Source organism: Pyxidicoccus sp. M15, assembly GCF_056858435.1.
The window spans coordinates 9,906,765-9,930,361 of record NZ_CM166495.1 but is presented as its reverse complement, the minus strand read 5'-3'; the positions used below and the strand labels follow the sequence as shown (position 1 = coordinate 9,930,361).

The following is a 23,597-nucleotide window of genomic DNA, read 5'->3' as shown; positions in this document are numbered from 1 at the left end:
ATGCTCCAGGTCGGGTGCACGGTGGAGGCCGCTCATGGGAACCAAGACCAAGACACTGGATCAGCTCAACGACGAAATCACCCTCAAGGCGGTGGAGCTCCTCAAGAAGAAGGAGGGAGCGCTGGGGCCCTGTGGCAGGTGCGGGAACACCGACTGGAACGCGACGTCCCTGCGGCTCATGGCAACGCTCGTGAATGAAACCCAGATGGGGGGCGCCACGAAGAACGTGCCCATGCTGCTGCTGGCGTGCTCGCATTGTGGCCTGACCTACATGCACAACCTCATCGTGCTCGGGCTGGAGAAGTGACGGAGGACCCGGCGTCCTGGCGGGGCCCTGCCTGGTGACGCGGTGCGGCGAAGAATTCCATGGGCTGTTAGAGTCCCCGGCACCCCCCCTGGCGAGGAGCAGGCAGGCGCATGGACTTGATGGGCGGAATGCAGAAGGTGATGCGGCGGATGCTGGTGGCCCGCGGCGTCGCGTCCACCACCGTGGACGTGGCCGGGCAGGCGCTGCACCACTACTCGCTGAAGGGTGAGGGCAAGGGGCCGCCGGTGGTGCTGGTGCACGGGCTGGGCGGCTCGGCCAACGGCTTCGGGCGCACCTTCTTCGGGCTGGCGAAGCGCTTCTCGCGCGTGGTGGCGCCGGACCTGCCGGGCCACGGCTTCTCGGTGCAGTACTGCGGCGGCGAGGTGTGCGTGCGCAACCAGTTCGACGTGCTGCGCGCCTACGTCGAGCAGGTGGTGGGCGAGCCGGCCTTCGTGGTGGGCAACTCGCTGGGCGGGGCCATGTCCGTGAACCTGGCGGCGGAGTACCCGCGCTGGGTGCGCGCGCTGGCGCTGGTGGCCCCCGCGGGCGCGGAGTTGCCGGAGGCGGACAACACCGCGCTGCTCAACTCCTTCGCCGTGCGCTCGCCCGCGGAGGCGCGCGCCTTCACCCGCAGGCTGTTCCACCGGCCGCCGCTGCCCGCGCTGCTGTTCGCCTACGAGCTGCGCCGCTTCTACGACACGCCCACCGTGCGGGCGCTCACCGCCGAGGCGCTCGCCACCCGCGCCAGCCTGGAGCCGGAGAAGGTCCGCAACCTGGCCATGCCCGTCCTCTTCCTGTGGGGCGGCAGCGAGCGGCTGCTCCCCTCGGTGACGCTGGAGTGGTACCGCGCCCACCTGCCGGCGCACGCCCGCATCCAGGTGGTGGACGGCTTCGGGCACGTGCCGCAGCTGGAGCGTCCGGACGAGCTGGTGTCGCACCTGGTGCGCTTCGCCGACACGTCCGGGCTCTAGGGCCGGGTGTAGACTCCGACCCGGCCTTCCTCCGCCTCCCTCCCGGGAAAGGATGTACCGACGTGACGGCTCTCTCCCAGCCCTGGCGCGCGGCGCTGGCCGCCTTGCTCCTCCTCGCCGGCCCCGCGGCCGCGGACGAGAAGACGAAGGGCGGCGCGCGGGCGTCCTCCGCGCCCGCCGCCACCGGCCGCGCGGAGAAGGCCGAGCGCGACGACGCCACCTTCCGTCAGCTCGAGCTCTTCGCCCGGGTGCTCTCCTACGTGGAGAACAACTACGTGGAGCCGCCGGACCGCGAGCGGCTGGTCCAGGGCGCCATCCAGGGCATGCTGGAGACGTTGGACCCGCACACCGTCTACATGCCCCCGGAGGTGTTCCGGGAGATGAAGATAGACACCTCGGGGGAGTGGGGCGGGCTGGGCATCGAAATCGCGCGCAAGGGTGAGCGCATCGTCGTGGTGGCCCCCATCGACGACACGCCGGCGGCGCGCGCGGGCATCAAGGCCGGGGACGAATTGGTGGGCATCGACGGCGAGTCCACGCAGGGCATGGACGTGGGCCGGGCGATGCAGAAGATGCGCGGGCCGGCGGGCGGGCGGGTGCTGCTCACCATCATGCGCCAGGGCTTCAGCGCGCCCCGCGAAATCGCCATCATCCGCGACCACATCCGCATCGTCTCCGTGGAGGGCGCGCTGTACGGCGGCATCGGCCACGTGAAGGTGAAGAACTTCCAGGACCGCACGGCCCTGTACCTGCGCAAGGAGCTGGACCGGCTGCGCGCGCTCAACGGCGGGAAGGAGCTGAGCGGGCTGGTGCTGGATTTGCGCAACAACCCCGGCGGCCTGCTGGACGAGGCGGTGTCGGTGAGCGACCGCTTCCTGCCGGGCAACCTGCCCATCGTCTCCACCCGGGGGCGCGACGGCCGCAACGCCACCGAGGAGCGCAGCAAGGACCGCGACACGGAGAAGGACTACCCCGTGGTGGTGCTCGTCAACGCGGGCAGCGCCTCCGCGTCCGAAATCGTGGCCGGCGCGCTCCAGGACCACGGCCGCGCCACCATCATGGGCACGCAGACCTTCGGCAAGGGCAGCGTCCAGACGGTCATCGAGCTGGAGGACGGCTCGGGCCTGAAGCTGACCATCGCCCGCTACTACACGCCCAAGGGGCGCAGCATCCAGGAGCGCGGCATCACCCCCGACTACCTCGTCCCCGACGAGCCGAACGGCAAGGCGCCGCGCGACGTGGTGCGGGAGAAGGACCTGCAGCGCCACTTCCGCGCCGAGCCCACCGCCGTCACCGAGACGCCCGACGCCGCGCCGCACGGGCTGCCCGAGGGCCTCAAGGCGTGGGACGTCACCGCCACGCTGAAGGATTATCCGCTGAAGGTGGCCCTCGACTACCTCCATGGGCTGGCCCCGGCCCCCGTGCGTGTGCCGTCCCGCACGTCGGGTCGCTGATGACTCGTTCCCTCTTGCATTTCGCCGCGTACTCCGTTTGATGCGCAACGAACAAAGGGTGAACGAGTGATGCGACCTTCGAGCATTCGCGCGCTGCAAGCGGCCCTGAGCGGGTGGCTGGTGGGGCTGTTGGCGGTAGGGCCCGCGGCGGCGCAGTCGTCCCTGCCTCCGCGGCTGGTGCCCCGGGCCCTCTCCGCCGCCTCCTCGGCGCCGACGGTGACGGTGGTGGCCATTGCGCTGGACGCGGCGGCCCGTGAGGAGGCGGCCCGGCTGGCGCACTTCGCGGAGCAGGCGGTCGTGCGCTCCGGCCGGCTGGAGCTGGTGCGGCTGACGGATGCCCTGGACGTGGGCGGCCGGCGCGAGCGCGAGGCCCGTGCGGCCGAGGCCGCCGCCGCGATGAAGGAGGGCCACAAGGCCTACGACGAGCTGGACACGCAGCAGGCGCTCCAGCAGTTCGACAAGGCGGTGCGCGCGTACGAGGCGGGGGACTTGTCCCGGCACTTCGGCGAGCTCATCCGCGCGCGGGTGATGAAGGCGGCCTCGCAGGTGGCCAACGGGGAGAACACGGCCGCCCAGCTGGAGATCCGCTCGGTGCTGGCAATGGACCCGCGGGCGCAGTTCTCGCCCAACTTCTTCCCGCCGGACGAGATGGCCTTCGTGGAGAAGGAGCGCAAGTCCGTGCTGGCCGCCACGAAGACGCCGCTGACGGTGCGCACGGCGCCGGTGCCCGCGCAGGTGTACGTGGACGGTGAGTTCCGGGGCGTGTCGCCGGTGTCGCTGGCGGACCTGACGCCCGCGGACCACTACGTGACGGTGGTGGCGCCGGGCTACGAGCTGGCGCAGCGCCGCGCGCGCGAGGGCGACACGGAGCTCACCCTGAAGCCGGTGGCGGCGCAGAAGGCGCTGCAGACCGCCACCGAGAAGGCGGCGCGCAACCCGGACGGAGCGGAGCGGGACAAGGCCCTGCGCGAGCTGGGCACGCTGGCCGGGGTGTCCCAGGTGCTGGCGCTGCTCGTCCGGGGCGGGGCGGGAGCGGGGCCGCTGGACGTGACGGCGCTGCGGCTGGACGTGGCGGACGGGCACAACCAGGCCTGGGCGCTGGCCATGGTGCCGCGCGGAGTGGGCATGGCGGCGGGCTCGGACGCGCTGCTGACGGGGCTGGTGTCCGCGGACGCGCCCCGCCAGGGCGGCAAGCCGGTGACGCATTTCTCGGGCGGCAGCGCCACGCGCCGCACCGTGGGCTACGTGTTGATGGCCACGGGCGTGGCCATGGTGGCCGGCGGCGTCTACTTCGGCATGGAGGCCTCCGCGAAGGAGGACGACTTCCGCCGCGCCCCGCAGAACAGCGCGCGCGCCAAGGACCTCAAGGACACCGGCAAGACGTACGCGCTGGTGGCGGACATCGGCGTCATCGCGGGCCTGGCGGCCGCGGGCCTGGGCGGCTACTTCGCCTTCGCCGGTGGTGGCGGTGGAAGCAGCAGCAGCAAGGCCCCCGCCCGGGTGAGCCCCGCCGAGCCCCCGCCCCCGCAGGACTCGAAGCGCGAGGCGCTGCCCATGCCGCCGCCTCCGGCGAGCACGAAGCCCCGGGGTGAGGCGCTGCCCATGCCGCCTCCGCCCTCGAAGGCCACGCCCTCGACGACGCCTGCGCCCTCGAAGACCTCGCCCTCGACGCCGCCTGCGAAGGAGGAGCCGCCCGCGCGTCCGACGGACAGCAAGCGCGCGCAGGAGGAGGCGCGCCAGCGCGAGGAGGAACTGCGCAAGCGCCGTGAAGAGGTGGAGCGCCAGCGCCGCGAGCTGGAGGAGCAGCGCAAGAAGGACGAAGAGGCGGCGGCGAAGCGCGAGGCGGAGGAGAAGCGCAAGCGCGAGGAGGAAGCGAAGCGCAAGCGTGAAGAGGAGGAGCGGCGGAAGAAGGAAGAGGAGAAGAAGAAGAAGCCCGCACTCGACGAAGACGATCTCCGGAACTACTAGCCATGCGCCGCTCCCTGCACCCCCTCGTTCCGCTCGCGGCCCTCTGCCTGGGGCTGTCCGCGTGCAGCCTGCTCCTCGACTTCGACGAGGAGGGGCAGCCCTGCGACGAGCGCAATCAGTGCCTCCCGGGCTACGCCTGTGTGGATGACGCGTGCGTCTCCGACGGCAGCTCCACCGGGGATGCCGGCACCACCGCGGATGCCGGTACCACCACGGACGCCGGTACCACCACGGATGCCGGTACCACCACGGACGCCGGCACCGACGCCGGCCCCTGAGCCCGCGCGCGGGGACGGGACTTTCTACAGTCCCCCCCGCGTGTCCTCGGGGCCGCGCCGTGTCCCGAGGACCACGCCTGCCCGCCTGCCCGGGCGTCCGCCCAACCCCTTGTTCCGAGGGGAAACCCGGGCGGCGCGGCCCGTCCCACCCGGGCGCGGTGCGGTTGGCATCCTCCGTGCTCTGTCCGGTGTCCAGGAGGCATCAAAGACATGGGCAAGCGCGTGGGAGTCCTGATGGGCGGGTGGGGCGAGGAGCGGGAGATTTCGCTCAAGACGGGAGAGGCCGTGGTGGGGGCGCTGGAGTCGCGCGGCCACCAGGTCACCCGCATCTTCGCTGGCCCGGGCCTGGACAGGGCGCTGCGCGCGGCGGAGCTGGACGTGGCCTTCATCGCGCTGCACGGGCGCATGGGCGAGGACGGCCGGGTGCAGGGCCTGCTGGAGCTGCTGGAGCTGCCGTACACGGGCTCGGGCGTGCTGGCCTCGGCGCTGGCCATGAACAAGCCCATGGCGAAGAAGCTCTTCCGGCTGCACAACCTGCCCACGCCCCAGGGCTACCGCGTGGGCCGCGACGACGCGGCGCGCGCGCTGGAGCTGCACGCGGACCTGGGCTTCCCGTGCGTGGTGAAGCCCGCGTGCGGCGGCTCCTCCGTGGGGCTGGCGCTGGTGCACGAGCCCCAGGCGCTCGCCCCCGCGGTGGCGCAGGCGTGCCGCTTCGGCGGCGAGGCGCTGGTGGAGCGCTTCGTGGCCGGCCGCGAGGTGACGGTGGGCATCCTCGGCGACACGGTGCTGGGCAGCTGCGAGATTGCCACCCCGCGCGAGGGCTTCGACTACGAGGCCAAGTACAAGGGCGGCGCGCGCTACTTCGTCCCGCCCCGGCTGTCGCCGACACGCGCGGCCAACGTGGAGGCGCTGGCGCTCGCCGCGTACCGCGCGCTGGGCTGCCGCGGCTACGGCCGGGTGGACCTGCTCTGCTCGGACACGGAGAACGACGTGGTGCTGGAGGTGAACACGCTGCCCGGCTTCACCCCCACCAGCCTCCTGCCGAAGATTGCCGCCCAGGGCGGCCTGGACTTCGCGGAGCTCACCGAGCGAATCCTCGCGCTGGCCACCCGCGACGAGGCCGGCGTCACCGAGGCCCCCGCCGTGGCCCCCGTCCCCGCCACCCCGGAGCCCCGCCGCGCCGTGAGCTGACCCGGCGGGTTGGCCCCCCACCGGCGCCGCCTCAGCCCCGGCGCCGGCCCCGACGGCCCACCGAAACGACAGTGACGCAGGGTGTCAGTTCCCCGTGAACGGAACGTTCAAATCCGGGGAATAGTTTGACACGACCTTGACGCGTCCCTATTGTCCGGCGCCGATCACCCCGGAAGGCTAAAACCTCGTCATTTCGGGCACATACGGAGCGGGGGCTCACCAGACCCATCTGGCGGCGGTCAGCGTGAGAAGGGTGTGGGTGCCGCCGCGCAGGGAAGGACCGCGGGCCACGGGGGCCGAGCGGGAGGGGCTGAGCGTCACCGATGACCACCGTCGAGATCATCTTCCTGGGCGTCTACTTCAGCGTCCTGTGCGTGCTGGCGGTCTACGGCTCGCACAGGTACCGGATGGCGTTCCTGTACTACCGGCACAAGTTCAAGCTGCCGACGCCGAAGGGCCCGCTCAAGGCGCTCCCACGCGTAACCATCCAGCTGCCCATCTTCAACGAGATGTACGTGGTGGAGCGCCTGGTCGAGTCGGTGTGCCGCATCGACTACCCGCGCGAGCTGCTGGAAATCCAGGTCCTGGACGACTCGACGGACGAGACGTGTGGCATCGCCCGCGCGTGCGTGGAGCGGCACAAGCAGAAGGGCCACGACATCGTCTACATCCACCGCACCAACCGCCAGGGCTTCAAGGCGGGCGCGCTGGAGAACGGCCTGAAGATGGCGCGCGGCGAGTTCGTCGCGGTGTTCGACGCGGACTTCGTGCCCAGCCCGGACTTCCTCTTGCGCACGGTGCCGTTCTTCGCGGACGACAAGGTGGGCATGGTGCAGGTGCGCTGGGGTCACCTCAACCGTGACTTCTCCATCCTGACGCAGGCGCAGAGCATCTTCCTGGACGGGCACTTCATCATCGAGCACACCGCCCGCAACCGCTCCGGCTGCTTCTTCAACTTCAACGGCACGGCGGGCATCTGGCGCCGCGGCACCATCTCCGACGCGGGCGGCTGGCAGCACGACACGCTCACCGAGGACCTGGACCTGAGCTACCGCGCGCAGCTCAAGGGCTGGCAGTTCATCTTCCTGCCCGAGGTCATCTCCCCGGCCGAGGTGCCGGTGGACATGAACGCCTTCAAGAGCCAGCAGCACCGCTGGGCCAAGGGCTCCATCCAGACGGCGAAGAAGCTGCTGCCCACCATCCTGAAGAGCGACCTGCCCATGGCGGTGAAGCGGGAGGCCTTCTTCCACCTCACCAACAACATGGCTTATCTGTTGATGGTGCTCCTGTCCGTGCTGATGCCCATCAGCATGGTGGTGCGCTTCCAGCACGGCCTGTACGGCACGCTCTTCCTGGACCTGCCCTTCTTCATCAGCGCCACCGCCAGCGTCTGCGTGTTCTACGTGGCCGCGCAGCGGGAGATGGGCGTGAATGGGTGGGCGCGGGTGAAGTACCTGCCCTTCCTGATGAGCCTGGGCATCGGCCTGGCCATCAACAACGCGAAGGCGGTGCTGGAGGCGCTGCTCAACCAGCAGTCCGGCTTCGCGCGCACGCCGAAGACGGGCGCCGAGGGCAAGAAGGTCGTCGCGGTGAAGAAGACCTACCGCGGCAGCAAGACGCTGATGCCGGTGGTGGAGCTGCTCTTCGCGGCCTACTTCACGGGAGCGCTCTGGTTCGCCATCGACGCGCGCATCTACACGTCGGTGCCCTTCATCATCCTGTTCCAGGCGGGCTTCCTGTACGTCGGCGTGTCCAGCCTGCTGCAGGGCCTGGGCCTGTCCGGCAAGCTGAAGCTGACGGACGCCGCCCCGACGGTGAACGCCACCGGCGAGCAGCCGCGCCGCGCGGCCTGAGCGGGCGCTCCCTGCCGGGGAAGCGAAGGGGGTGGGGTCCACAGCGGGCCTCACCCCTTCGTCGTTTCAGGTGCCCGCGTCCGGCTCGCCGCGCAGGAGCACCTGCCGCAGCCGCACGGTGGGCGCGCCGGAAGGCGCGGCGCGGCAGCCCTCGTCGATGGAGGTGCTGGCCGCGGAGCGCAGCGTGAGGCCCGCGTCGGCGCACGCCTCGACTTCGGTGGGGAAGACGACGGGGCAGGGCGCGCCGGAGCCGGCGAAGCCCGTGGCGTGCGTCTGGCCCACGAAGCCCTCGGGGGTGCGCCGGAGGACGATGGTGGCGGTGCTCGCGTCCGGCGCGCCGGTGCCCCCGTCTGCGTGGGCGCGCACCACGGAGAGCGACAGGGTGCTGCCGTCGTCCTCCCCGTGGTAGCGGAAGGCGGGGTTGTCCGCGTGGAAGTACTTGCCTGCCTGGCTGCTCTCACAGCCCGGAGGCACGCGCACGGGCGGGGGAGGTGGGACCTGCACCTCCGTGCGCGGAGGCGTCTTGGCGGGGCACGCCGTAAGGAAGAGGACACTGAGGCCGAATGCCAGGGAGGACGAGGCGCGGTGCATGGGGCGCGGATATTCGCCCAACGCCATGGCGGGAGGGACTCTGTTTGATTCCCCAGGGATGACTCTCTAACCTTCGGTCCGTCATGAGCCCTCACCGCCTCGTCCTCTTCGCCCTGGTGACCGTCCTGGCGGCGCCGTCCTCCGCCTTCGCTCAGGATGACGACCTCCTCACCCCCCTCACCCCGCAGACGAAGTCCGGGAAGACGAAGTCCGGGAAGACGAAGGTGGTGCGGAAGAAGACGCCGCGCGAGAAGCCCGCGAAGGTGACGAAGAAGCCCGCGAAGTCCTCGAAGACGAAGAGCGGCGCGACGGCGCGGGGCAAGGCGGGCAAGAAGCCCGTGGAGCCCGTGGAAGACGACCTGCTCGCGCCGCTGGCCCCCCGGAAGACGGAGATGCTGGTGCGCATCACGGGCGGCGTGCGCGGGGCGAAGCTGCAGGTGGACGGCAAGGACTCCGGCACGCTGAGCGCCGCTCCCATGCCCCTGGAGGTGACGCCGGGCGAGCACCTGCTGGTGGTCCGCAAGCCGGGCTACGCCGAATACACGCGGCGCATCGACGTGAAGGAGGGCGCGCAGCAGGAGGTGTCCGTGTCCCTGGATGCCACCATGGGCTTCGCCACGCTCGCCGCGGACGTGGCCGAAGCGGTGGTGCTGGTGGACGGCGACGAGGTGGGGCCGGTGCCGCAGGGCAACGTGCTGCTCAAGCCGGGCTCGCGCGAAATCGAGTTCCGGGCGCCGGGCTTCAAGCCCGACGTGCACAACATCACCGTCTTCGCCGGACGGAGCTACTCCGTGGAGGGCACGCTGCGGCCCCTGGAGGACACGTCGGTGGCCAGCGCGGACGCGCCGAGGAAGCCGACGTTGGACCCGTCGCGCACGCCGGAGGAGACGTCGCCCGGCCTGTCGCTCACGGACCCGGAGCCCGACGCGGAGGTGAGCTCCAGCAAGCCCTGGTACGGCCGCTGGTACGTGTGGGCCGGCGTCGGCGCGGTGGTGGCCGCGGGCACGGTGGGCGCGGTGGTGGCGACGCAGGGCAACAGTCCTGCTGCCCTGGATCCGGACAGGGACGTGTGCGGCGGTAACTGCGATGCCATCCTGCGGGGGGCGCGCCCGGTGCGCGGTGGCGGCTCGGGAGGCCCGCTGCGCATTCCCGCCAACGCCTTCCGCTTCTGAGTCGCCGTGCTGCCCGCCCTGCTCGAGGGCGGGCTCGGCTCGCGGCTCACTGGCCTCGCAGGTCGTCGTCGGACGAGGAGCGCGAGTCCGGGGCGAGCACGAGGTACACGTCGCTCACCCTTCCCACGCCCCAGTAGTCCAGCGCGGTGGCGCGGACCTGGAAGGGCTCGGACTCGGGCAGCAGGTGGGTGAGGTCCACCTCGCCCGGCTCGAAGCTGAAGGCGCGGCGTCCCAGGCTGTCCACCTGCTCCTTGCCCATGTGGACGCCCTCGGTGAAGCCCACCACGGCGCTGCGCACCAGCTTGCCCTTCGCGTCCAGCACCTCCACCAGCAGGAAGTTGTCCACGGAGATGCCCAGGGTGCCCCGGGCGTCGCCGTAGAGGCGGGCCCGGCTGCCCTCCAGCCGCAGCAGCGGCGTCTGTCCCGTCGTCACGACGTGCGGCGTGCGCTCGCCCTCGGTGGTGTCGACCTCCACGTCGTCGCGCAGCTTCGTGAGCAGCTCCGTTTCCTGCGCGGGTGTGTCGAGCAGGAGCCGTACGGCACGGGGAGCCGCGGCTGTGGACGTGGTGGGGGAGGCGGGGACGTGCCGCGCACAGGCCACCAGACCCCAGGCGGCGGCCAGGACGAGCGTTCGAGAGTGCATGGACCCCCAGGCTAGACGAGCAGTGGTGGAGCCGGTCAATTAGCATGGCCCCATGCGGACCTTCCTGCGCGGGTGCCTGCTGTGGGGTGTGCTCTCCGGTGTCCCCGCCTGGAGCGGTCCGCCTCCGGCCGCGACGCCTCCGGTCGCGACGCCTCCGGCCGCGACGCCCCCGGCCTTCTCACCCGAGGTGCAGCTCTGCCTCCAGCACCTCAAGCCCTCCGAGCGCGTGCGGGCGGCGAAGGCCCTGGGGCCGCTGGATGAGCTGCCCCGCTACCGGGTGCAATTGGACGTGGACCCGGCCACACGCGAGGTGACGGGCCGGGTGCAGGTGGAGGTCCTGGCCCGCGACACGCCCCTCACGGAGCTGTACCTGCGGCTGACGCCCAATGCCCGGGAGCGCCGGGTGACGTTGTCCGGGGCGAAGGTCGGCGGCCGGCCGGTGAAGCTGGAGCGGCCGGAGCCCACGCTGTACCGCGTGCCGCTGGAGGAGCCGGTCCCCGTCGGCGCGGCGGCGGTGGTGGACGTGGCGGTGAAGGCCACGGTGCCCCAGGCCGCGGCGGGAGGCGGGGGCATGCTGTCGGGGCTGTTGGGCGGAGGCTCGCGAGGAGGCGGCGGAGACCACGGCGCCTTCTCCGCCACGGAGGACTTCGTCAGCCTGGTGGGGGTGGTGCCCCAGGTGCCGCCGACGGACGCGGTGGGACGCCCCTGGGACGGGCCGCAGGGCATTGGCGACCTGGCGCTCTACGCGCCGGCGCACGTGCTGGCCACCGTCTCGGTGCCCTCGGGCTGGGTGGTGCACGCCACGGGCGTGCCCATGGGCGAGGTGCCCGAGCGCAACGGCCGGGTGCGCTTCGCCTTCGCCGCGGCCGCGGTGCGCGACTTCCCCATCCTCGTGTCGAGGGGCTACGAGCGCTCCACGGCCACGGTGGGCGGCGTCACCGTGGAGAGCCACTACGCGGCGCGGGACAAGGCCGCGGGCGAGCGCGTGCTGAAGTACGCCAGCGCGATGCTGGAGGAATATGAGCGGCGCCTGGGCCCGCTGCCCTACACGCACTTCCGCGTGGTGGAGGCGCCTCTGTCCGGCGGCGCGGGCGGCATGGAGTTCCCCGGGCTCGTCACGGTGGCCACGTCGCTGTACCGCGGCCCCGTGGACCCCACGGAGGCGCTGGCCGGCCTCCAGGGGATGGAGGGGCTCGAGGAGCTGCTGGGGGCCATGGGGCAGGGCGGCAACCCCGTCATGGCGCACCTGGGCGAGATGCTGGAGCGCACGCTGGAGTTCACCGTGGCGCACGAGGTGGCGCACCAGTACTTCGCGGGCCTCGTGGGCTCGGACCCCATCCACCTGCCCGTCGTGGACGAGTCGCTGGCCCAGTACGCCGCGCTCCTCTACTTCGAGTGGAAGCACGGCAAGGGGGCGGCGGAGGCGCAGCGGAAGGAAGCGCTGGTGTCCGCGTACCACCTGTACCGCATGACGGGCGGGAAGGACGGCCGCGCGGACCGGCCCACGGGCGACTTCGCGGACGAGTTCGAGTACAGCGCGCTCGTCTACGGCAAGGCGCCGCTGCTGCACCACGCCTCGCGGCAGCTGGTGGGGGACGCGGCCTTCACCCAGGCGCTGCGCGCGTATGTGGACACGTACCGCTTCAAGTGGGCCGGCGGGGATGCATTCACCCGCGAGCTGGCGAAGGCGAGCCCCGCCCACGCGAAGCGGCTGGAGGCCCTGCGCGTGCGCTGGTGGCAGCAGGCGCACGGCGACGAGGACCTGGGCAAGGCCGACCTGTCCTCGATGCTGGGGGCCCAGGGGCTGGGCGACCTGGGAGACTTGCAGGGCCTGGAGCTGGACCCGGCGTCGAAGCAGCTGTTGGAGCAGCTGTTGCCGGGCCTGCTGGGGGAGTGAGCCCGGACGTCAGTCGAAGAGGGCCTGGACGAACTCGCGCGGCTCGAAGCGGCGCAGGTCGGCAATCTTCTCGCCCACGCCCACCCAGACGACGGGCAGCTTCAGCTCGTCGCAGATGCCGATGATGACGCCGCCCTTCGCGGTGCCGTCCAGCTTCGTCAGCGCAATCGCGGTGACGCCCACGGCCTCGTGGAACTGCTTGGCCTGCTGAATCGCGTTCTGGCCGTTGGTGGAGTCCAGCACCAGCAGCACCTCGTGCGGGGCCCCGGGCAGCGCCTTGTCCATGACGCGCTTGACCTTCTTGAGCTCGTCCATGAGCGGCGCCTTGGTGTGGAGCCGGCCCGCGGTGTCCGCGATGATGACGTCCGCGCCCTCGTCCTTCGCCTTCTTGATGGCGTCGAAGATGACGGAGCTGGGGTCTCCGCCCTCGGCGCCCTTCACCAGCTGGGCCTTCGCGCGGTCCGCCCACACGTCGAGCTGCTCGGTGGCGGCGGCGCGGAAGGTGTCGCCCGCGGCGAGCACCACCTTCTTGCCCTGGCCGGTGAGCTTCGCGGCCAGCTTGCCGATGGTGGTCGTCTTCCCGGCGCCGTTGACGCCCACCACCATGACGACGTGCGGGGGGCCTCCGCCCTCCAGCGAGCGCGGCACCGGCAAGTCACAGATGCGGGCCACCTCCTCGCGGATGAGGGCCTTGATGCGCTCGGGGTCCTTCAGCTCGTTGCGCTTGAGCTTCTCGCGCGCCACCTCCACCAGGTGGTTGGCGGTACGCACGCCGATGTCCGCGGTGAAGAGGATTTCCTCCAGCTCCGCCAGCACGGACTCGTCCACCTGGCGCTGCTGGCCGAACAGCCCGTTGAGCCTGGCCATGAAGCCCTGGCTCTTCGTCTTGTCCAGGCCCTGCGCCAGCGTGCGGCCGGCCTCGGCCTCCACCTTGGCGCGCGCGGCGGCCTCCTCGGCGCGGCGGGCCTCCTCGACGGCGGCGGCCTCGCGGGCACGCTCTTCCTCCACGAGCCGCTGCGCCTCGGCCTGCTCGCGCTTGCGCCGCTCGCGGGCCTCGTCGTCGGCGGCCTTCTTCGCGCGGTACTCGGCGCGCTTCTCCTCCTCCTCGCGCTCCTTGAGCTCCCGGGCCTGCGCCTCCAGCCGGGCGCGCTCGGCGGCGTCCGTGGTGGTGCGGGCGGCGCGGGCGGCCTCCTCGCGCTGGCGGGCCAGGGTGGCGGCGCGCTCATGCGCCTCCTCCGCCTCGCGCAGCCGGGCGGCCTCCGCCTGCGAGGGCGGCAATTCCACCCGCAGCTGGGGCCGCTCCGCCGGCAGGACCGGCTTCTCTCCCGGGACGGCGGTGGGCTTCTTCTCCTCGGGCGCGCGCTTGCGGAAGAACAGCTTGCGCGCGGCCAGCACCATCAGCAGGACGAAGAGGCCCGCGGCGCCAATGCCGACGGCATCCCCTACGGGGAAGCCCTCTGTCGGGGGCGTGCCGGTGCCCGGCTGCGTGGTGCCCCCGCCCGGGGTGGGGGCGGGGGAGGGGGCGGGTGGCACCTGCGCGGCCAGGGCGTCGAGGGCGTTGGGCGTCTTCATGGGCGCGGCCTCGCATACACCAACGCGCAAGTGGATGCAGCGCCCGTGGCCGGGTAGAAACGGCAGGCCATGCGCCTCAAGCTCTCCAGTGTCCTGCTTCCGTCGGTCCTCCTGCTGGGCCCCGCCTGCATCGTCGAGGCGCCCGGCGGCGCCAGTCCGCAGGAGCGGCGGGCGGCCACCGTCGCCCAGGTGCCGCCGCTGTCCCTGCGCAACGGCGCCAACCTCGGCGGCAAGGTGGAGCTGGTCGGCGCCACGGTGCAGCCCGGCCGGCTCACCCCGGGCGAGCAGGCGAAGGTGACGCTCTACTTCAAGGTGCTCCAACCCATCGAGGACGACTACCTCGTCTTCGTCCACGTGGAGGACGCCGAGGGGCGCATGGAGCGCATGAACGTGGACCACAAGCCCGCGGGCGGCCTCTACGCGACGTCACAGTGGAAGCCCGGCGAGACGGTGAAGGACGAGTTCGCCATCTACCTGCCGGCCGGCGCCTCGCCGCGCGCCCTCAACATCTGGCTGGGCCTGTGGGAGCCGCGCACGGACTCGCGCCTGAAGCTCACCAACCCGGACGCCGTGCGCAACGACGGAAGGGACCGCATCCTGCTGGGGCAGGTGCCCGTGGCGCGCTGAGGCGCGTCGCCAGGGCCCGAGGCGCGCTCGAGCGCGCCTCCAGAGCCGGTGGCGCGCTGAAGCGCGTCGCCAGAGCCCAAGGCGCGCTCAAGCGCGCCTCACGAGCGGGACGGCACAGGGAAGAAAAAGCCGGAGTGGCCCTGTAAGCCGGGTTCTGTCACCACCCCTTTCGAGGTGGGCAGTGAACATTCATCTAGGGCCCTGGTTGCCCAGGGACCTCATCAGCGAGCAACCCGAACGCCTGGGACGGGCCATCCCTGTCCCCCCGGACTGCGAGGGACGCGCTCCTATTGGCTCTTGCTCCAGGTGGGGTTTACCGTGCCGTCCGAGTCACCCCGGACGCGGTGCGCTCTTACCGCACCGTTTCACCCTTACCCGCCCCTTGCGGAACGGGCGGTCTGTTTTCTGTGGCACTTTCCTGCGAGTCGCCTCGACTGGCCGTTAGCCAGCACCCTGCCCTACGGAGCCCGGACTTTCCTCCCGCCACCCGTGACTGCGGTGGCCGGCGTTCACCCGGACCACTCCGGCACCGTGCCCTTACAACAGGCGGACGGCGCAGGTCCACTCCGGGGGAGGGACGGTGGGGGCTACTTCGTCGCCGCGGGTGCTTCCTGGAGGGCTTCCACCGCGTAGATGATGCGGTTGCAGGACGGGCACACGTCCGTTCCCAGCGAGGTGCGCAGCTGGTTGTAGAGCTGCGGGGGCACGTTCATGTTGCAGCCCTGGCAGGTCCCGGCCACCACGCCCACCAGCGCGGGCAGCTTCTTCTTGCGAATCGACTCGTAGCGGCGGAGCAGGTTGGCGTCCACGCCCGCGGACACGCCGGAGCGGCGGCCTTCGAGCGTCTTCACCTGCGCCTCGGCCTCGCCCAGCTTGCCCTTGAGCTCCGCCATGCGGCCGGACAGGCCCTGCTGCTTCGTGGCGAAGTCGGACTCCTTGGACTTGATGGCCTCGCGGGCGGCGCCGAGCTGCTTCGTCAGCTCCGCCAGCTCCTCGGCCATGGTCAGGTTCGCCTTCTTGGCGATGTCGATTTCACGGGCCAGGGCGGAGTACTCGCGGGTGGAGCGCTGCTCGCTGAGCCGCGCCTCCCACTTCTTCACCTTGTCCTTCTCGTCCGTGATGTTCTGCTCGAGCTGCGACTTCTGCCGCTCCATGTCCGTGAGCCGCGCCCGCTCGGCCTCGATGGCGCTACGAGCAACGCCCAGCTCCCGCTCCAGTTCGGCAATCTGACGGGGGTGAACGTCCGCGGCCTTTCGGAGCGAAGCGACCTCGAGGTCAACGTTCTGCAGCTCCGCCAGCGCTTTCAATTTCTCCCGCAAAGTTGCTGCCTCCCACAGGGCCGCACCGTGTACGGCCGCGCTCTTGTACCAACAAGGGTGATGGGGGTCCAACGTCCAAATGGCCCATGAGTCATCCCTTGGGCCCCGGGCAGGCGTGCTGCATTTGAAACAGCTTCACGCTCCAGTTAGACCGGGCGCGTGTTCCGCCCCCTCCTGCTCAGCTCCTTCCTGCTCGCGCTCGCCCCCGGCTGCCGCGAGTCCGCGCCCACTCCGCCCGCGACCTCCGCCGCCGTCGCGAATCCGGACACGCCCGTCGCGCCTCCGGCACCCGCCGCCACCGGGTGGGGCACCGTCGAGGGCCGCCTCCGGCTTTCCGGGACTCCGCCGCCCCCGGCCCGCTTCCCCACCAGCGGCACCGTCGTGTCCGTGTGCGGGGAACAGACGGAGGACCGCTCCCTCGTCGTGGGTGGCGAGGGCTCGCTCGCCTACGCGGTGGTGTCCCTGAAGGACGGGGCCATGCTGCCCGCGTCCCGCCAGTCCCCGCCCGAGCCCGTGCTGGACCAGAAGCGCTGCATCTATGACCCGCCTGTCCTGGTCGCGCGGGCCGGCGGCACGCTGGCGCTGCGCAACTCGGACCCGCTGGTCCACAACGTGCGCGCCGCCTCCGGGGCCAACCGCGCCTTCTTCAACGTGGCCATGCCCCTGGAGGGGATGACGGTGCGCCGGCCCCTGCCCGCCGCGCCCGGCGCCGTTCCCATCCGCTGCGACGTCCACCCCTGGATGCGCGCGCTCGTGCGCACCTTCGACCATGGGTACTTCACCACCAGCGCCGCCGACGGCCGCTTCCGCCTGGAGGTGCCCGAGGGCACCCACACCCTCGTCTTCTGGCACGAGCGCCTGCCGGAGCTGGCACGTAGCGTGAATGTGAAGAACGGCGAAACCGTCCAGGTGGACCTGGAGTGGACGGCGGACCAGCTGAAGTAGGCCGGGGGGAATGACCCGGTGCGGGCAACCCGGACGTATTCGGGGCGGGGGAGAGGGGGCCGAGGAAATAATTTCGGCGCTCAGCGTATAAGTGGGTGAGAAGCGGATTTTTCGATCTGGTTTCCGTTCTGGCGGAAATATTGCTATAAGAGTGACGTCAACAAAGAAGAGGGGGGCCGAGTCATGCATCAGCCGAAGAAGCGGACGACTTTGACGAGCGACCTGAGCACGGTGGAGTCGCCCCGAAAGGCGACCTCGCGACCGGTGGGCATGCAGGAGATGGGGCCCGGCCTCTACGAGCAGATTCGCCGGGCGCTGCTGGAGCTGGCGCCCGCGTCGGGAACCTGAGGGCGGCACGCGAAGCAGGGCGCTCCCGTCATGGGGGGCGCCCGCCGGGCAGCCTGACAACCCTGTCCTGAACAAAGCGAAGGGGCTCCCGGCATGTGCCGTGGAGCCCCTTGGTGCTTCAGGACCTAGATGTCTTCCTCTTCGGGCTCCGCGGCGGCCTCTTCGTCGTCGAAGGTCTCCAGTTCTTCCTCTTCCTCGTCACCCGCGGCGGCTGGCTCCTCCGGCTCGATGGGCTCGATGACCTTCGGGGCAGCGGCCAGGCGGCCACGGCGTCCCTCGGGCTGAGGCTTGAGGGCCGGGCTCTCCCGCTGGTCTGCCCCACACTTGGGGCAGAGCGGGTCCGGCTTCTTCATGTCGTAGAACTTCGTCTGGCACTTGTAGCAGACGTACTTCGTTCCAAGATCCTTCGCCGGCATTCGCCACCTTTGGAAAGGCCAGTGGAGACACGAGAGGGCGGCTGAATAGTTGGGCTGTCGGACAGAGTCAACCTGTGGTTTGCGCGGGAGATTTCTAGCGGTAGCATCCGACCCGCGTTTTCCCCCGAGTTTTCCCCCGGAAGTCGGACGCTCCCCTTGAACTTCACCTGCGACAATTGCCAGAAGCGGTATTCCATTGCGGACGAAAAGGTCCGCGGCAAGACGGTCAAGGTCCGCTGCAAGAACTGCCAGAACGTCATCACCGTCGAGGGACCGTCACTGCCCCTGGAGGAGAGCACCCGCGTGGTGTCTCTCGCGGACGTGGAGCGCATCCGCGCCCAGGAGCGCTCCCTCGCGGAGCCGGAGCCGAGCGCGCCCGTCACAGCGGCGCCTGCCGTGGCCCGTGCCCCGGCAGCCGCCCTGCAGACGCCCTGGGATGACGAGCCGACCCGTGCGGTGCCCCTGAAGCCGGCGGGCTCGCCCTGGTTCGTCATGGTGCGCAACAAGCAGGAGGGGCCGCTGGACGAGGGCGCCCTCCGGGAGCTGGTGGCCACCGGAACCGTCAGTGGACGGAGCTTCTTCTGGCAGCAGGGCATGGCGGACTGGAAGCGCGGCTCGGACATCCCCGAGCTGGCCGTCCTCTTCGCGCCCACGCCCGCCCCCGAGCCGCCCCCGCCGCCGCCTCCCCCGGTGGAGGAGCCGCCCGTGGCCGCCGCGCCGTCCCGCGCGCGGGCGGCCCCGGCCCGCCGTGAGCCCGAGCCCCAGGCCTTCATGCCCGAGCCCGAGGAGCCCGCGGCCCCCGAGCCCCAGCAGCAGGCGTGGGACCCGGAGCAGGACGAGCCGGAGCGGACCTTCTTCGAGGAGCCCGACCCGCGCGTCCAGGCCCAGCCCCAGCAGGGCCGGCGGGCTCAGGCCGCCGCACCGGCCGCCAGCGCCGCGCCGCTCAATGACGACCTGTTCTCCGACCTGGACCTGCCCGGCAACCGGGGCGCCGGTGACGAGGACGATGGCCAGGGTCAGGGTCAGTACGAGGACCCGCTGGCCGCGCTGGGCGGCGGCGACGGGAACGAGCGTCAGCCCGTGGAGGACACCCGCCACTTCGCGGCGAAGTCGGGCGTGACGCGGCGCAACCCCGCGTGGAAGTACGCCGTCGCCGTGCTGCTGCTGCTCCTCGTCCCCCTCGGCGGCGCGTACGTGCTGTCGGAGACGCTGGGCGTGGTGCCCCTGCGGGTGAAGACGGTGGACGCGGAGGGCCAGCCGGTGGAGCAGCCCATCTTCTCCACCCGGGGCGTGGGCGCGCTGCGCGACAAGCTGCTGGGACGCGAGCAGCCGGCGGCCCCGGCGCCCAGGCCCGTGCCCCCGCCCGCGGAGAAGCGTCCGGCCGCGCCCGCGCCGGAGTCCGCCCCCGCGCCCTCGGGCCAGGCCCCCACGGGCGCTGGCACTCCGGCGGGCGTCGCGCCGGCCCCGTCCGCGGAGCAGATGCAGGCCGTCTACGCGGACGCGGAGAAGAAGGACGTGGGCCCCGACGTGCGCAAGGACGCGGAGGTGGCCGCGACGGACTCGGACGAGGTGGGTGGCCCCTCGGACGAGGAGGTGGAGCGCGTGGTGGACAAGGCGCAGGACGCGTTCCGCTCCTGCGTGGAGAACGAGCTGCGGAAGAACCCGTCCTTCCGCGTGGGCAAGGTGACGCTCACCGCCACGGTGGGCAGCTCCGGCAAGGTGAAGGAGGCCACGCTCGACAAGCGGGAGCTCAACCGCTCCGCCGTGGGCACCTGCATCAAGGACCGCGCGAAGAGCATGGTGTTCTCCGCCTTCTCCGGTGACGACGTGGACCTGGAGATTCCGCTCGTCCTCTCCGGGACGCTGTAGCCGCCCCCTTCCGTGCGCACCCGGGAGGCCGAGCTGTCGCGAGTCTCGAGCGGACGGCTGCCCCGCGCGGTGGTGCTGCTGGGGCTGGTCTCGCTGCTCACGGACGTGAGCAGCGAGATGATCTTCCCGCTGCTGCCCGCGTTCCTCGCGGCGCGCTTCCCCGCGGCGCCGCTGCTGCTGGGGGCCATGGAGGGGCTGTCGGACCTGGTGTCCGCGCTCCTCAAGTACCGCTCCGGCCTGTGGGCGGACCGGGCGCGCCGGCTCAAGCCGCTGGTGCTGATGGGCTACGGCGTGTCCTCGCTGGCGCGGCCGATGATGGCCTTCGTCACCCTCGCGTGGCAGCCGCTGCTCATCCGCTCGCTGGACCGCGTGGGCAAGGGCGTGCGCAGCAGCCCGCGCGACGCCATCATCGCCCACTCGGTGCCGGAGGGCGCGCGGGGGCGGGCCTTCGGTTTCCACCGGGGCATGGACCACGCGGGCGCGGCGCTGGGGTCGCTGGTGGCCATGGCGCTGGTGGCGCTGGGGCTGCGCGCGGAGCAGGTGTTCCTCGCGGCGGCGGTGCCAGGCTTCGTCGCGCTGCTGTGCCTGCTCGTGGTGAAGGAGCCCGAGCGCGCGCCGGAGGCCCATGGCACGGGCGCCGCGCTGGTGCCGGTGCCCCGCCGGCTCGGCTACTACCTGGCGCCGGTGGTGCTCTTCGGCGTGGCCAACGCCACGGATGCCTTCCTCCTGCTGAAGCTCACGGAGGAGGGCGCACCGGCGGCGCTGCTGCCCATGGCGTGGCTGCTGCTGCACGTGGTGAAGGCGGCCGTCTCGTACCCGGCGGGCTGGCTGGCGGACCGGCTGGGCTCTTCGCGCGTGGTGCTGGCGGGGTGGGGGCTGTACGCGCTCAGCTACGTGGCGCTGTCCCTGGTGCGCGGCATCCCCGGCACGCTGGCCGTCATGGCCTTCTACGGGCTGTACCACGCGCTGGCGGAGGGGGCGGAGAAGTCGCTGCTCACCTCGCTGGTGCCGCCGGCCGCCCGGGGGCGCGCCTTCGGCCTCTACAACGGGCTCACCGGCGGGGCCTCGCTGGCCGCGGGCCTGCTGTTCGGCGCGGTGTGGACGCGATGGGGCAGCGCGCCGGCCTTCCTCACCGCGGGCCTGCTGGCGGCGGTGAGCGCGGTGCTGCTGGCGGTGCTGCTGCCCCGGGCGCGGCCCTCCGCGACGGCGCCCCTGGCTTGAGGCTACAGGTCGAAGTCGCCGGACGGCGGCTTCTTCTTGCCCCGCTTCGCCCGCTCGCGGGCCTCGCGCACCTGGGCGCGCAGGGCCTCGGTGGCCTCGCGGTCCACGCGCAGCGTGTCCAGGTCCAGCACGTCCCCCTCGCGCACGCCTTCCGGCAAATCACTCAGCGGGCGCGTCTGCTGGCGGCCCTCCACGACGAGCACGGCGACGTCGCCTTCGATGCGGTCCAGCGTGGCGCGAGTCATGTGCGGGAGCCCCTAGGGGTTGCAGTCCTTGGCCGGACGCCGGCCGCGGGCGGCCTCGTCGCGGGTCTTGAAGGTGAGCAGGTTGGACTGCTTTATCTTCGCCGCGTTCCGGCAGAACGGCCGGTGGAAGACGTCCCCCTTGCTGCTGGCGACGTACACCTCCGAATTGCCCGAGCGCGACTCCGTGCCGCCGCGAGTCGGGCGCGTCTCCGCGCGGGAGGGCGGCGCGCTCGTGGACGGCAGGTCGTCGATGTCCACCACCTGGCCGTAGCGCGTCAGGTTCGCCGAACTCCGGGCGGGCTGCGTGCCCCGGACGGGCGGGGCCTTCGCGGCGTCCGTCTTCGGGGCGTCCGTCTTCGGGGCCTCCGTCTTCGGAAGCTGGGCGACGGGCGGGGTGGCGGTGTCGCCGAGCCCGTGGAACGTGTAGCGCGTGTCCTCCGGCACGCCGTCGGGCAGGCGCTGCGGGGTGACGACGAGCTGCTTCCCGTCGCTCACCACCTGCACCTCGCCCGCGGCGTCGGTGTGGAACACCTGGGCACCCGCGGCCCGCAGCCGCGCCAGCGTGGCGGCCGCCGGTGTGCCGCCGGTGGAGATGACGGCGGCGCCGGGCCGCACGGCCTCCAGGAAGGCCTTCGTCGTCGGCCCGTCCGCGCCATGCGCCGCCACCTTGAGCACCGTGGCCCGCATGGGCGTGCCGCGCGCCAGCAGGGACTCCTCCGTCCTCGCGTGCGCATCCCCCGCGAAGAGCACCGCCGTGTCGCCGTAGGTGAGGCGCAGGACGACGGAGTTGGCCTCCAGCGGGGCCTCGGGCACGTCGAGCAGCTTCTCGGTGGGGTGGCGCGGCCACAGCACGTTCAGCTCCACGCCCGGGCCCAGCGGCAGGCGCAGCGGCGCGTTGGGCGTGTTCTGGGGCGGCGCCACGGAGACGAACTCCACGCCCATGCCCCCGAGGCGGGTGAGCAGGGCGTCGTACTCGGGCGTCGTCGTCTCCAGCTGCGGCTCCATCAGCTGCTTCGCGCCCACGCGCCGCAGCACCGCCTCCACCGAGCCATGGTGGTCCGCGTGCGGGTGCGTGAGGATGACCAGGTCCAGCCGCTGCGTGAGCAGCTCCGGCAGGCGGTTGCGCAGGTGGTCGGCCGAGGAGGCGGGGCCCGTGTCCACCAGCACCGTGTGCCCTTCCGGGGACACGATGAGCGCGGCGTCCCCCTGGCCCACGTTGAAGAAGTAGACGTGCAGCTTCCCGTCCGGAGGTGAGCCGAAGTAGCGGCGCGCCTCGGCGGGACGGGGGATGGCGGCCGGCGGGGGCGGCGGGGGCGGCGGCGGCTCCTCGCAGGCGGCCGCGGCCACCAGCACCCCCAGCAGGCAGAACAGGCGCGGGCTCATGGGTGGCAGTCCTCGGCGGGGCGGCGCTCGCGCTGGGCGGCGGCGCGGCTGGAATAGACGGTGCGCTCCGACTTCGAGCGCTTCAGGGTGGCGCAGTCCTCGCGGTGGAACACCTTGCTGCCCTTCAGGCTGACGAAGTCCCCGGCTCCCGGCTCGCCTCGCGAGGGCGCCGACGCGGGCTCCACGCTGCCCCTCGTAACGGTGGCCGTGCCGCGCGCGCCGGGCTCGGGCTCCTTGTCCCGGGCACTGCCGCGGGCGCGCTTCGTGCTGGGGAGGATGGGGCCGAGCGCGACGGGGCCGGGCTTCACCCCGCCGGGCACCACGAGGGGCGCGGCGCGGCCCTTGTCGGAGCGCAGCGTGACGGTGTTGCCGTCGCTCACCGCCACCACCTCGCCGTCCTGGTCCGTGCGCAGGACGCGGGCGCCGGACGCGTCCAGGCGCTGCAGCGCCTCCGCGGTGGGGTGCCCGTAGTCGTTGCCGGCGCCGCAGGAGATGACGGCGGCCTTCGGCTTCACCGCGGCGAGGAAGGCGGCCGTGGACGAGTGGCGCCCGCCATGGTGGGCCACCTTGAGCACGGTGGCGGAGAAGTCGATGCGCTTCTGGAGGAGGGCGGCCTCCGTGTCCGGCTCGGCGTCGCCGGTGAAGAGGAACGCCGTCTTCCCGTACGTCAGCTTGGTGACGATGGAGTTGGAGTTCGGGTCCGAGCGCGTGTCGTCCAGGAAGGGCTCCTGCGGCACGCGCGGCCACAGCACCGTGAGCGAGGTGCCCTCGCCCAGGCCGATGGTGAGCAGCGTCTGCGGCGCCTGCGCGTTGGGCTCCGGGGTCATCACCTGGCCCACCGAGCCCCCCACCGCGTCCAGCAAATCCCGGTAGGCGTCGCTCGGGTGGTCGAACCCCGGGTCCATGAAGCGCTTCGCGCCCACCGCCTTCAGCGCGTGGGCCATGCCGCCCAGGTGGTCCAGGTGCGGGTGGGTGAGGATGACCAGGTCCAGCGGCTCCTTCACCAGCTGGCGCAGCCGGCGGGCCAGGTGCTCGCGCGCCTCGGGGGGCCCCGCGTCGATGAGCACCGTCTTGCCCGTGGGCGACACGATGAGCGCGGCGTCCCCCTGGCCCACGTCGAAGAAATACACCGTGAGCGGCTTCACGGCGGGCGAGGGCGCGGCCCGGCCCGGGAGCGAGGCGAGCAGGAGGACGAGGAGGGTGAGCAGCCGGGCGGAAGACGTCACGCAGCGGACTCTAGCGCTCCGCTCCTATCTTCGGCACCTGCGGGAGCACAGCGGACGCGTGCTCCCCGTGCGAGCGCTTCCCGAGGGCCGGGAAGTGGGCT

The 23,597-nt window shown here is 72.1% G+C and carries 22 protein-coding genes and 1 other RNA gene; 14 read left to right on the top strand and 9 right to left on the bottom strand.

Features of this window, described 5'->3' with window-relative positions; translation table 11 throughout:
* Positions 1 to 34 precede the first annotated feature (34 nt).
* The 7 genes from ACX9TP_RS36830 to ACX9TP_RS36800 all read left to right on the top strand — a co-directional run bounded on the left by ACX9TP_RS36830 (position 35) and on the right by ACX9TP_RS36800 (position 8,022).
* Complete coding sequence (locus ACX9TP_RS36830) at positions 35 to 307, top strand: hypothetical protein (RefSeq protein ID WP_482975332.1); 273 nt, start codon at positions 35 to 37, stop codon at positions 305 to 307.
* Between the two features lie 110 nt (positions 308 to 417).
* Positions 418 to 1,278 (top strand): alpha/beta fold hydrolase, encoded by an 861-nt coding sequence (locus ACX9TP_RS36825; RefSeq protein WP_482975331.1) that lies wholly within the window; start codon positions 418 to 420, stop codon positions 1,276 to 1,278.
* A gap of 62 nt (positions 1,279 to 1,340) precedes the next feature.
* Positions 1,341 to 2,732: a S41 family peptidase gene (locus tag ACX9TP_RS36820; RefSeq protein ID WP_482975330.1), complete on the top strand. Its 1,392-nt coding sequence runs from the start codon at positions 1,341 to 1,343 to the stop codon at positions 2,730 to 2,732.
* Positions 2,733 to 2,801: 69 nt separating this feature from the next.
* On the top strand, positions 2,802 to 4,700 hold the full coding sequence (locus ACX9TP_RS36815; RefSeq protein ID WP_482975329.1) for a PEGA domain-containing protein: 1,899 nt from the start codon (positions 2,802 to 2,804) through the stop codon (positions 4,698 to 4,700).
* A 2-nt stretch (positions 4,701 to 4,702) separates the two neighbouring features.
* Positions 4,703 to 4,978 (top strand): hypothetical protein, encoded by a 276-nt coding sequence (locus tag ACX9TP_RS36810; RefSeq protein WP_482975328.1) that lies wholly within the window; start codon positions 4,703 to 4,705, stop codon positions 4,976 to 4,978.
* A gap of 210 nt (positions 4,979 to 5,188) precedes the next feature.
* A complete protein-coding gene (locus ACX9TP_RS36805; protein ID WP_482975327.1) occupies positions 5,189 to 6,169 on the top strand; it encodes a D-alanine--D-alanine ligase in 981 nt (326 codons plus the stop codon).
* A gap of 323 nt (positions 6,170 to 6,492) precedes the next feature.
* A complete protein-coding gene (locus tag ACX9TP_RS36800) occupies positions 6,493 to 8,022 on the top strand; it encodes a cellulose synthase family protein (protein WP_482975326.1) in 1,530 nt (509 codons plus the stop codon).
* A gap of 66 nt (positions 8,023 to 8,088) precedes the next feature.
* On the opposite strand, the gene ACX9TP_RS36795 is transcribed toward ACX9TP_RS36800, so the two are convergent.
* On the bottom strand, positions 8,089 to 8,640 hold the full coding sequence (locus ACX9TP_RS36795; protein WP_482975325.1) for a hypothetical protein: 552 nt from the start codon (positions 8,638 to 8,640) through the stop codon (positions 8,089 to 8,091).
* 56 nt (positions 8,641 to 8,696) lie between these two features.
* On the opposite strand from ACX9TP_RS36795, the gene ACX9TP_RS36790 reads away from it, so the two are divergent.
* A complete protein-coding gene (locus ACX9TP_RS36790; protein WP_482975324.1) occupies positions 8,697 to 9,785 on the top strand; it encodes a PEGA domain-containing protein in 1,089 nt (362 codons plus the stop codon).
* A gap of 46 nt (positions 9,786 to 9,831) precedes the next feature.
* Here ACX9TP_RS36790 and ACX9TP_RS36785 read toward each other — a convergent pair whose 3' ends face one another.
* Positions 9,832 to 10,428 carry a hypothetical protein gene (locus ACX9TP_RS36785; RefSeq protein WP_482975323.1) on the bottom strand — a complete coding sequence of 199 codons (597 nt, stop codon included), beginning with the start codon at positions 10,426 to 10,428 and terminating at the stop codon, positions 9,832 to 9,834.
* A gap of 52 nt (positions 10,429 to 10,480) precedes the next feature.
* Here ACX9TP_RS36785 and ACX9TP_RS36780 point away from each other — a divergent pair, with 52 nt between their 5' ends.
* Entirely contained in the window at positions 10,481 to 12,325 is a 1,845-nt protein-coding gene (locus tag ACX9TP_RS36780) for a M1 family aminopeptidase (RefSeq protein ID WP_482975322.1), read from the top strand.
* Between the two features lie 9 nt (positions 12,326 to 12,334).
* On the opposite strand, the gene ftsY is transcribed toward ACX9TP_RS36780, so the two are convergent.
* On the bottom strand, positions 12,335 to 13,897 hold the full coding sequence (gene ftsY, locus ACX9TP_RS36775; protein WP_482975321.1) for a signal recognition particle-docking protein FtsY: 1,563 nt from the start codon (positions 13,895 to 13,897) through the stop codon (positions 12,335 to 12,337).
* A 69-nt stretch (positions 13,898 to 13,966) separates the two neighbouring features.
* Here ftsY and ACX9TP_RS36770 point away from each other — a divergent pair, with 69 nt between their 5' ends.
* A complete protein-coding gene (locus tag ACX9TP_RS36770) occupies positions 13,967 to 14,524 on the top strand; it encodes a hypothetical protein (protein ID WP_482975320.1) in 558 nt (185 codons plus the stop codon).
* A 127-nt stretch (positions 14,525 to 14,651) separates the two neighbouring features.
* On the opposite strand, the gene rnpB is transcribed toward ACX9TP_RS36770, so the two are convergent.
* Both rnpB and ACX9TP_RS36760 read right to left on the bottom strand, forming a co-directional pair.
* Positions 14,652 to 15,049, bottom strand: an RNA gene (rnpB, locus tag ACX9TP_RS36765) — RNase P RNA component class A.
* Between the two features lie 62 nt (positions 15,050 to 15,111).
* Positions 15,112 to 15,843 carry a zinc ribbon domain-containing protein gene (locus ACX9TP_RS36760; RefSeq protein ID WP_482975319.1) on the bottom strand — a complete coding sequence of 244 codons (732 nt, stop codon included), beginning with the start codon at positions 15,841 to 15,843 and terminating at the stop codon, positions 15,112 to 15,114.
* Between the two features lie 159 nt (positions 15,844 to 16,002).
* Between ACX9TP_RS36760 and ACX9TP_RS36755 the strand changes: the two genes are divergently transcribed.
* Together ACX9TP_RS36755 and ACX9TP_RS36750 are read left to right on the top strand one after the other, a co-directional pair.
* Positions 16,003 to 16,788 (top strand): cupredoxin domain-containing protein, encoded by a 786-nt coding sequence (locus ACX9TP_RS36755; protein ID WP_482975318.1) that lies wholly within the window; start codon positions 16,003 to 16,005, stop codon positions 16,786 to 16,788.
* Between the two features lie 183 nt (positions 16,789 to 16,971).
* Positions 16,972 to 17,136: a hypothetical protein gene (locus tag ACX9TP_RS36750; RefSeq protein ID WP_482975317.1), complete on the top strand. Its 165-nt coding sequence runs from the start codon at positions 16,972 to 16,974 to the stop codon at positions 17,134 to 17,136.
* Positions 17,137 to 17,261: 125 nt separating this feature from the next.
* Here ACX9TP_RS36750 and ACX9TP_RS36745 read toward each other — a convergent pair whose 3' ends face one another.
* A complete protein-coding gene (locus ACX9TP_RS36745; RefSeq protein ID WP_482975316.1) occupies positions 17,262 to 17,552 on the bottom strand; it encodes an FYDLN acid domain-containing protein in 291 nt (96 codons plus the stop codon).
* Between the two features lie 156 nt (positions 17,553 to 17,708).
* Here ACX9TP_RS36745 and ACX9TP_RS36740 point away from each other — a divergent pair, with 156 nt between their 5' ends.
* Entirely contained in the window at positions 17,709 to 19,421 is a 1,713-nt protein-coding gene (locus tag ACX9TP_RS36740; protein WP_482975315.1) for an AgmX/PglI C-terminal domain-containing protein, read from the top strand.
* A 12-nt stretch (positions 19,422 to 19,433) separates the two neighbouring features.
* Positions 19,434 to 20,642, top strand: coding sequence for an MFS transporter (locus ACX9TP_RS36735; protein ID WP_482975314.1), 1,209 nt, complete (start codon positions 19,434 to 19,436; stop codon positions 20,640 to 20,642).
* 2 nt (positions 20,643 to 20,644) lie between these two features.
* On the opposite strand, the gene ACX9TP_RS36730 is transcribed toward ACX9TP_RS36735, so the two are convergent.
* The 3 genes from ACX9TP_RS36730 to ACX9TP_RS36720 are packed head-to-tail and all read right to left on the bottom strand — an operon-like array spanning position 20,645 to position 23,496.
* Positions 20,645 to 20,887, bottom strand: coding sequence for a DUF3006 domain-containing protein (locus ACX9TP_RS36730; protein ID WP_482975313.1), 243 nt, complete (start codon positions 20,885 to 20,887; stop codon positions 20,645 to 20,647).
* Positions 20,888 to 20,899: 12 nt separating this feature from the next.
* Positions 20,900 to 22,270 carry a ComEC/Rec2 family competence protein gene (locus ACX9TP_RS36725; protein WP_482975312.1) on the bottom strand — a complete coding sequence of 457 codons (1,371 nt, stop codon included), beginning with the start codon at positions 22,268 to 22,270 and terminating at the stop codon, positions 20,900 to 20,902.
* Positions 22,267 to 23,496 (bottom strand): ComEC/Rec2 family competence protein, encoded by a 1,230-nt coding sequence (locus ACX9TP_RS36720; RefSeq protein WP_482975311.1) that lies wholly within the window; start codon positions 23,494 to 23,496, stop codon positions 22,267 to 22,269. The genes ACX9TP_RS36725 and ACX9TP_RS36720 overlap by 4 nt, the downstream gene beginning before the upstream one ends.
* Positions 23,497 to 23,597 lie beyond the last annotated feature (101 nt).

Excerpts from the sequence above, each read along its gene's own strand:
- ACX9TP_RS36730 (WP_482975313.1), bottom strand. The coding sequence starts at position 20,887 with ATGACTCGCGCCACGCTGGACCGCATCGAAGGCGACGTCGCCGTGCTC.
- ACX9TP_RS36725 (WP_482975312.1), bottom strand. The coding sequence starts at position 22,270 with ATGAGCCCGCGCCTGTTCTGCCTGCTGGGGGTGCTGGTGGCCGCGGCC.
- ACX9TP_RS36785 (WP_482975323.1), bottom strand. The coding sequence starts at position 10,428 with ATGCACTCTCGAACGCTCGTCCTGGCCGCCGCCTGGGGTCTGGTGGCC.
- ACX9TP_RS36750 (WP_482975317.1), top strand. The coding sequence starts at position 16,972 with ATGCATCAGCCGAAGAAGCGGACGACTTTGACGAGCGACCTGAGCACG.
- ACX9TP_RS36770 (WP_482975320.1), top strand. The coding sequence starts at position 13,967 with ATGCGCCTCAAGCTCTCCAGTGTCCTGCTTCCGTCGGTCCTCCTGCTG.
- ACX9TP_RS36810 (WP_482975328.1), top strand. The coding sequence starts at position 4,703 with ATGCGCCGCTCCCTGCACCCCCTCGTTCCGCTCGCGGCCCTCTGCCTG.
- ftsY (WP_482975321.1), bottom strand. The coding sequence starts at position 13,897 with ATGAAGACGCCCAACGCCCTCGACGCCCTGGCCGCGCAGGTGCCACCC.
- ACX9TP_RS36830 (WP_482975332.1), top strand. The coding sequence starts at position 35 with ATGGGAACCAAGACCAAGACACTGGATCAGCTCAACGACGAAATCACC.
- ACX9TP_RS36790 (WP_482975324.1), top strand. The coding sequence starts at position 8,697 with ATGAGCCCTCACCGCCTCGTCCTCTTCGCCCTGGTGACCGTCCTGGCG.
- ACX9TP_RS36745 (WP_482975316.1), bottom strand. The coding sequence starts at position 17,552 with ATGCCGGCGAAGGATCTTGGAACGAAGTACGTCTGCTACAAGTGCCAG.
- ACX9TP_RS36825 (WP_482975331.1), top strand. The coding sequence starts at position 418 with ATGGACTTGATGGGCGGAATGCAGAAGGTGATGCGGCGGATGCTGGTG.
- ACX9TP_RS36780 (WP_482975322.1), top strand. The coding sequence starts at position 10,481 with ATGCGGACCTTCCTGCGCGGGTGCCTGCTGTGGGGTGTGCTCTCCGGT.
- ACX9TP_RS36795 (WP_482975325.1), bottom strand. The coding sequence starts at position 8,640 with ATGGCGTTGGGCGAATATCCGCGCCCCATGCACCGCGCCTCGTCCTCC.
- ACX9TP_RS36800 (WP_482975326.1), top strand. The coding sequence starts at position 6,493 with ATGACCACCGTCGAGATCATCTTCCTGGGCGTCTACTTCAGCGTCCTG.
- ACX9TP_RS36805 (WP_482975327.1), top strand. The coding sequence starts at position 5,189 with ATGGGCAAGCGCGTGGGAGTCCTGATGGGCGGGTGGGGCGAGGAGCGG.
- ACX9TP_RS36815 (WP_482975329.1), top strand. The coding sequence starts at position 2,802 with ATGCGACCTTCGAGCATTCGCGCGCTGCAAGCGGCCCTGAGCGGGTGG.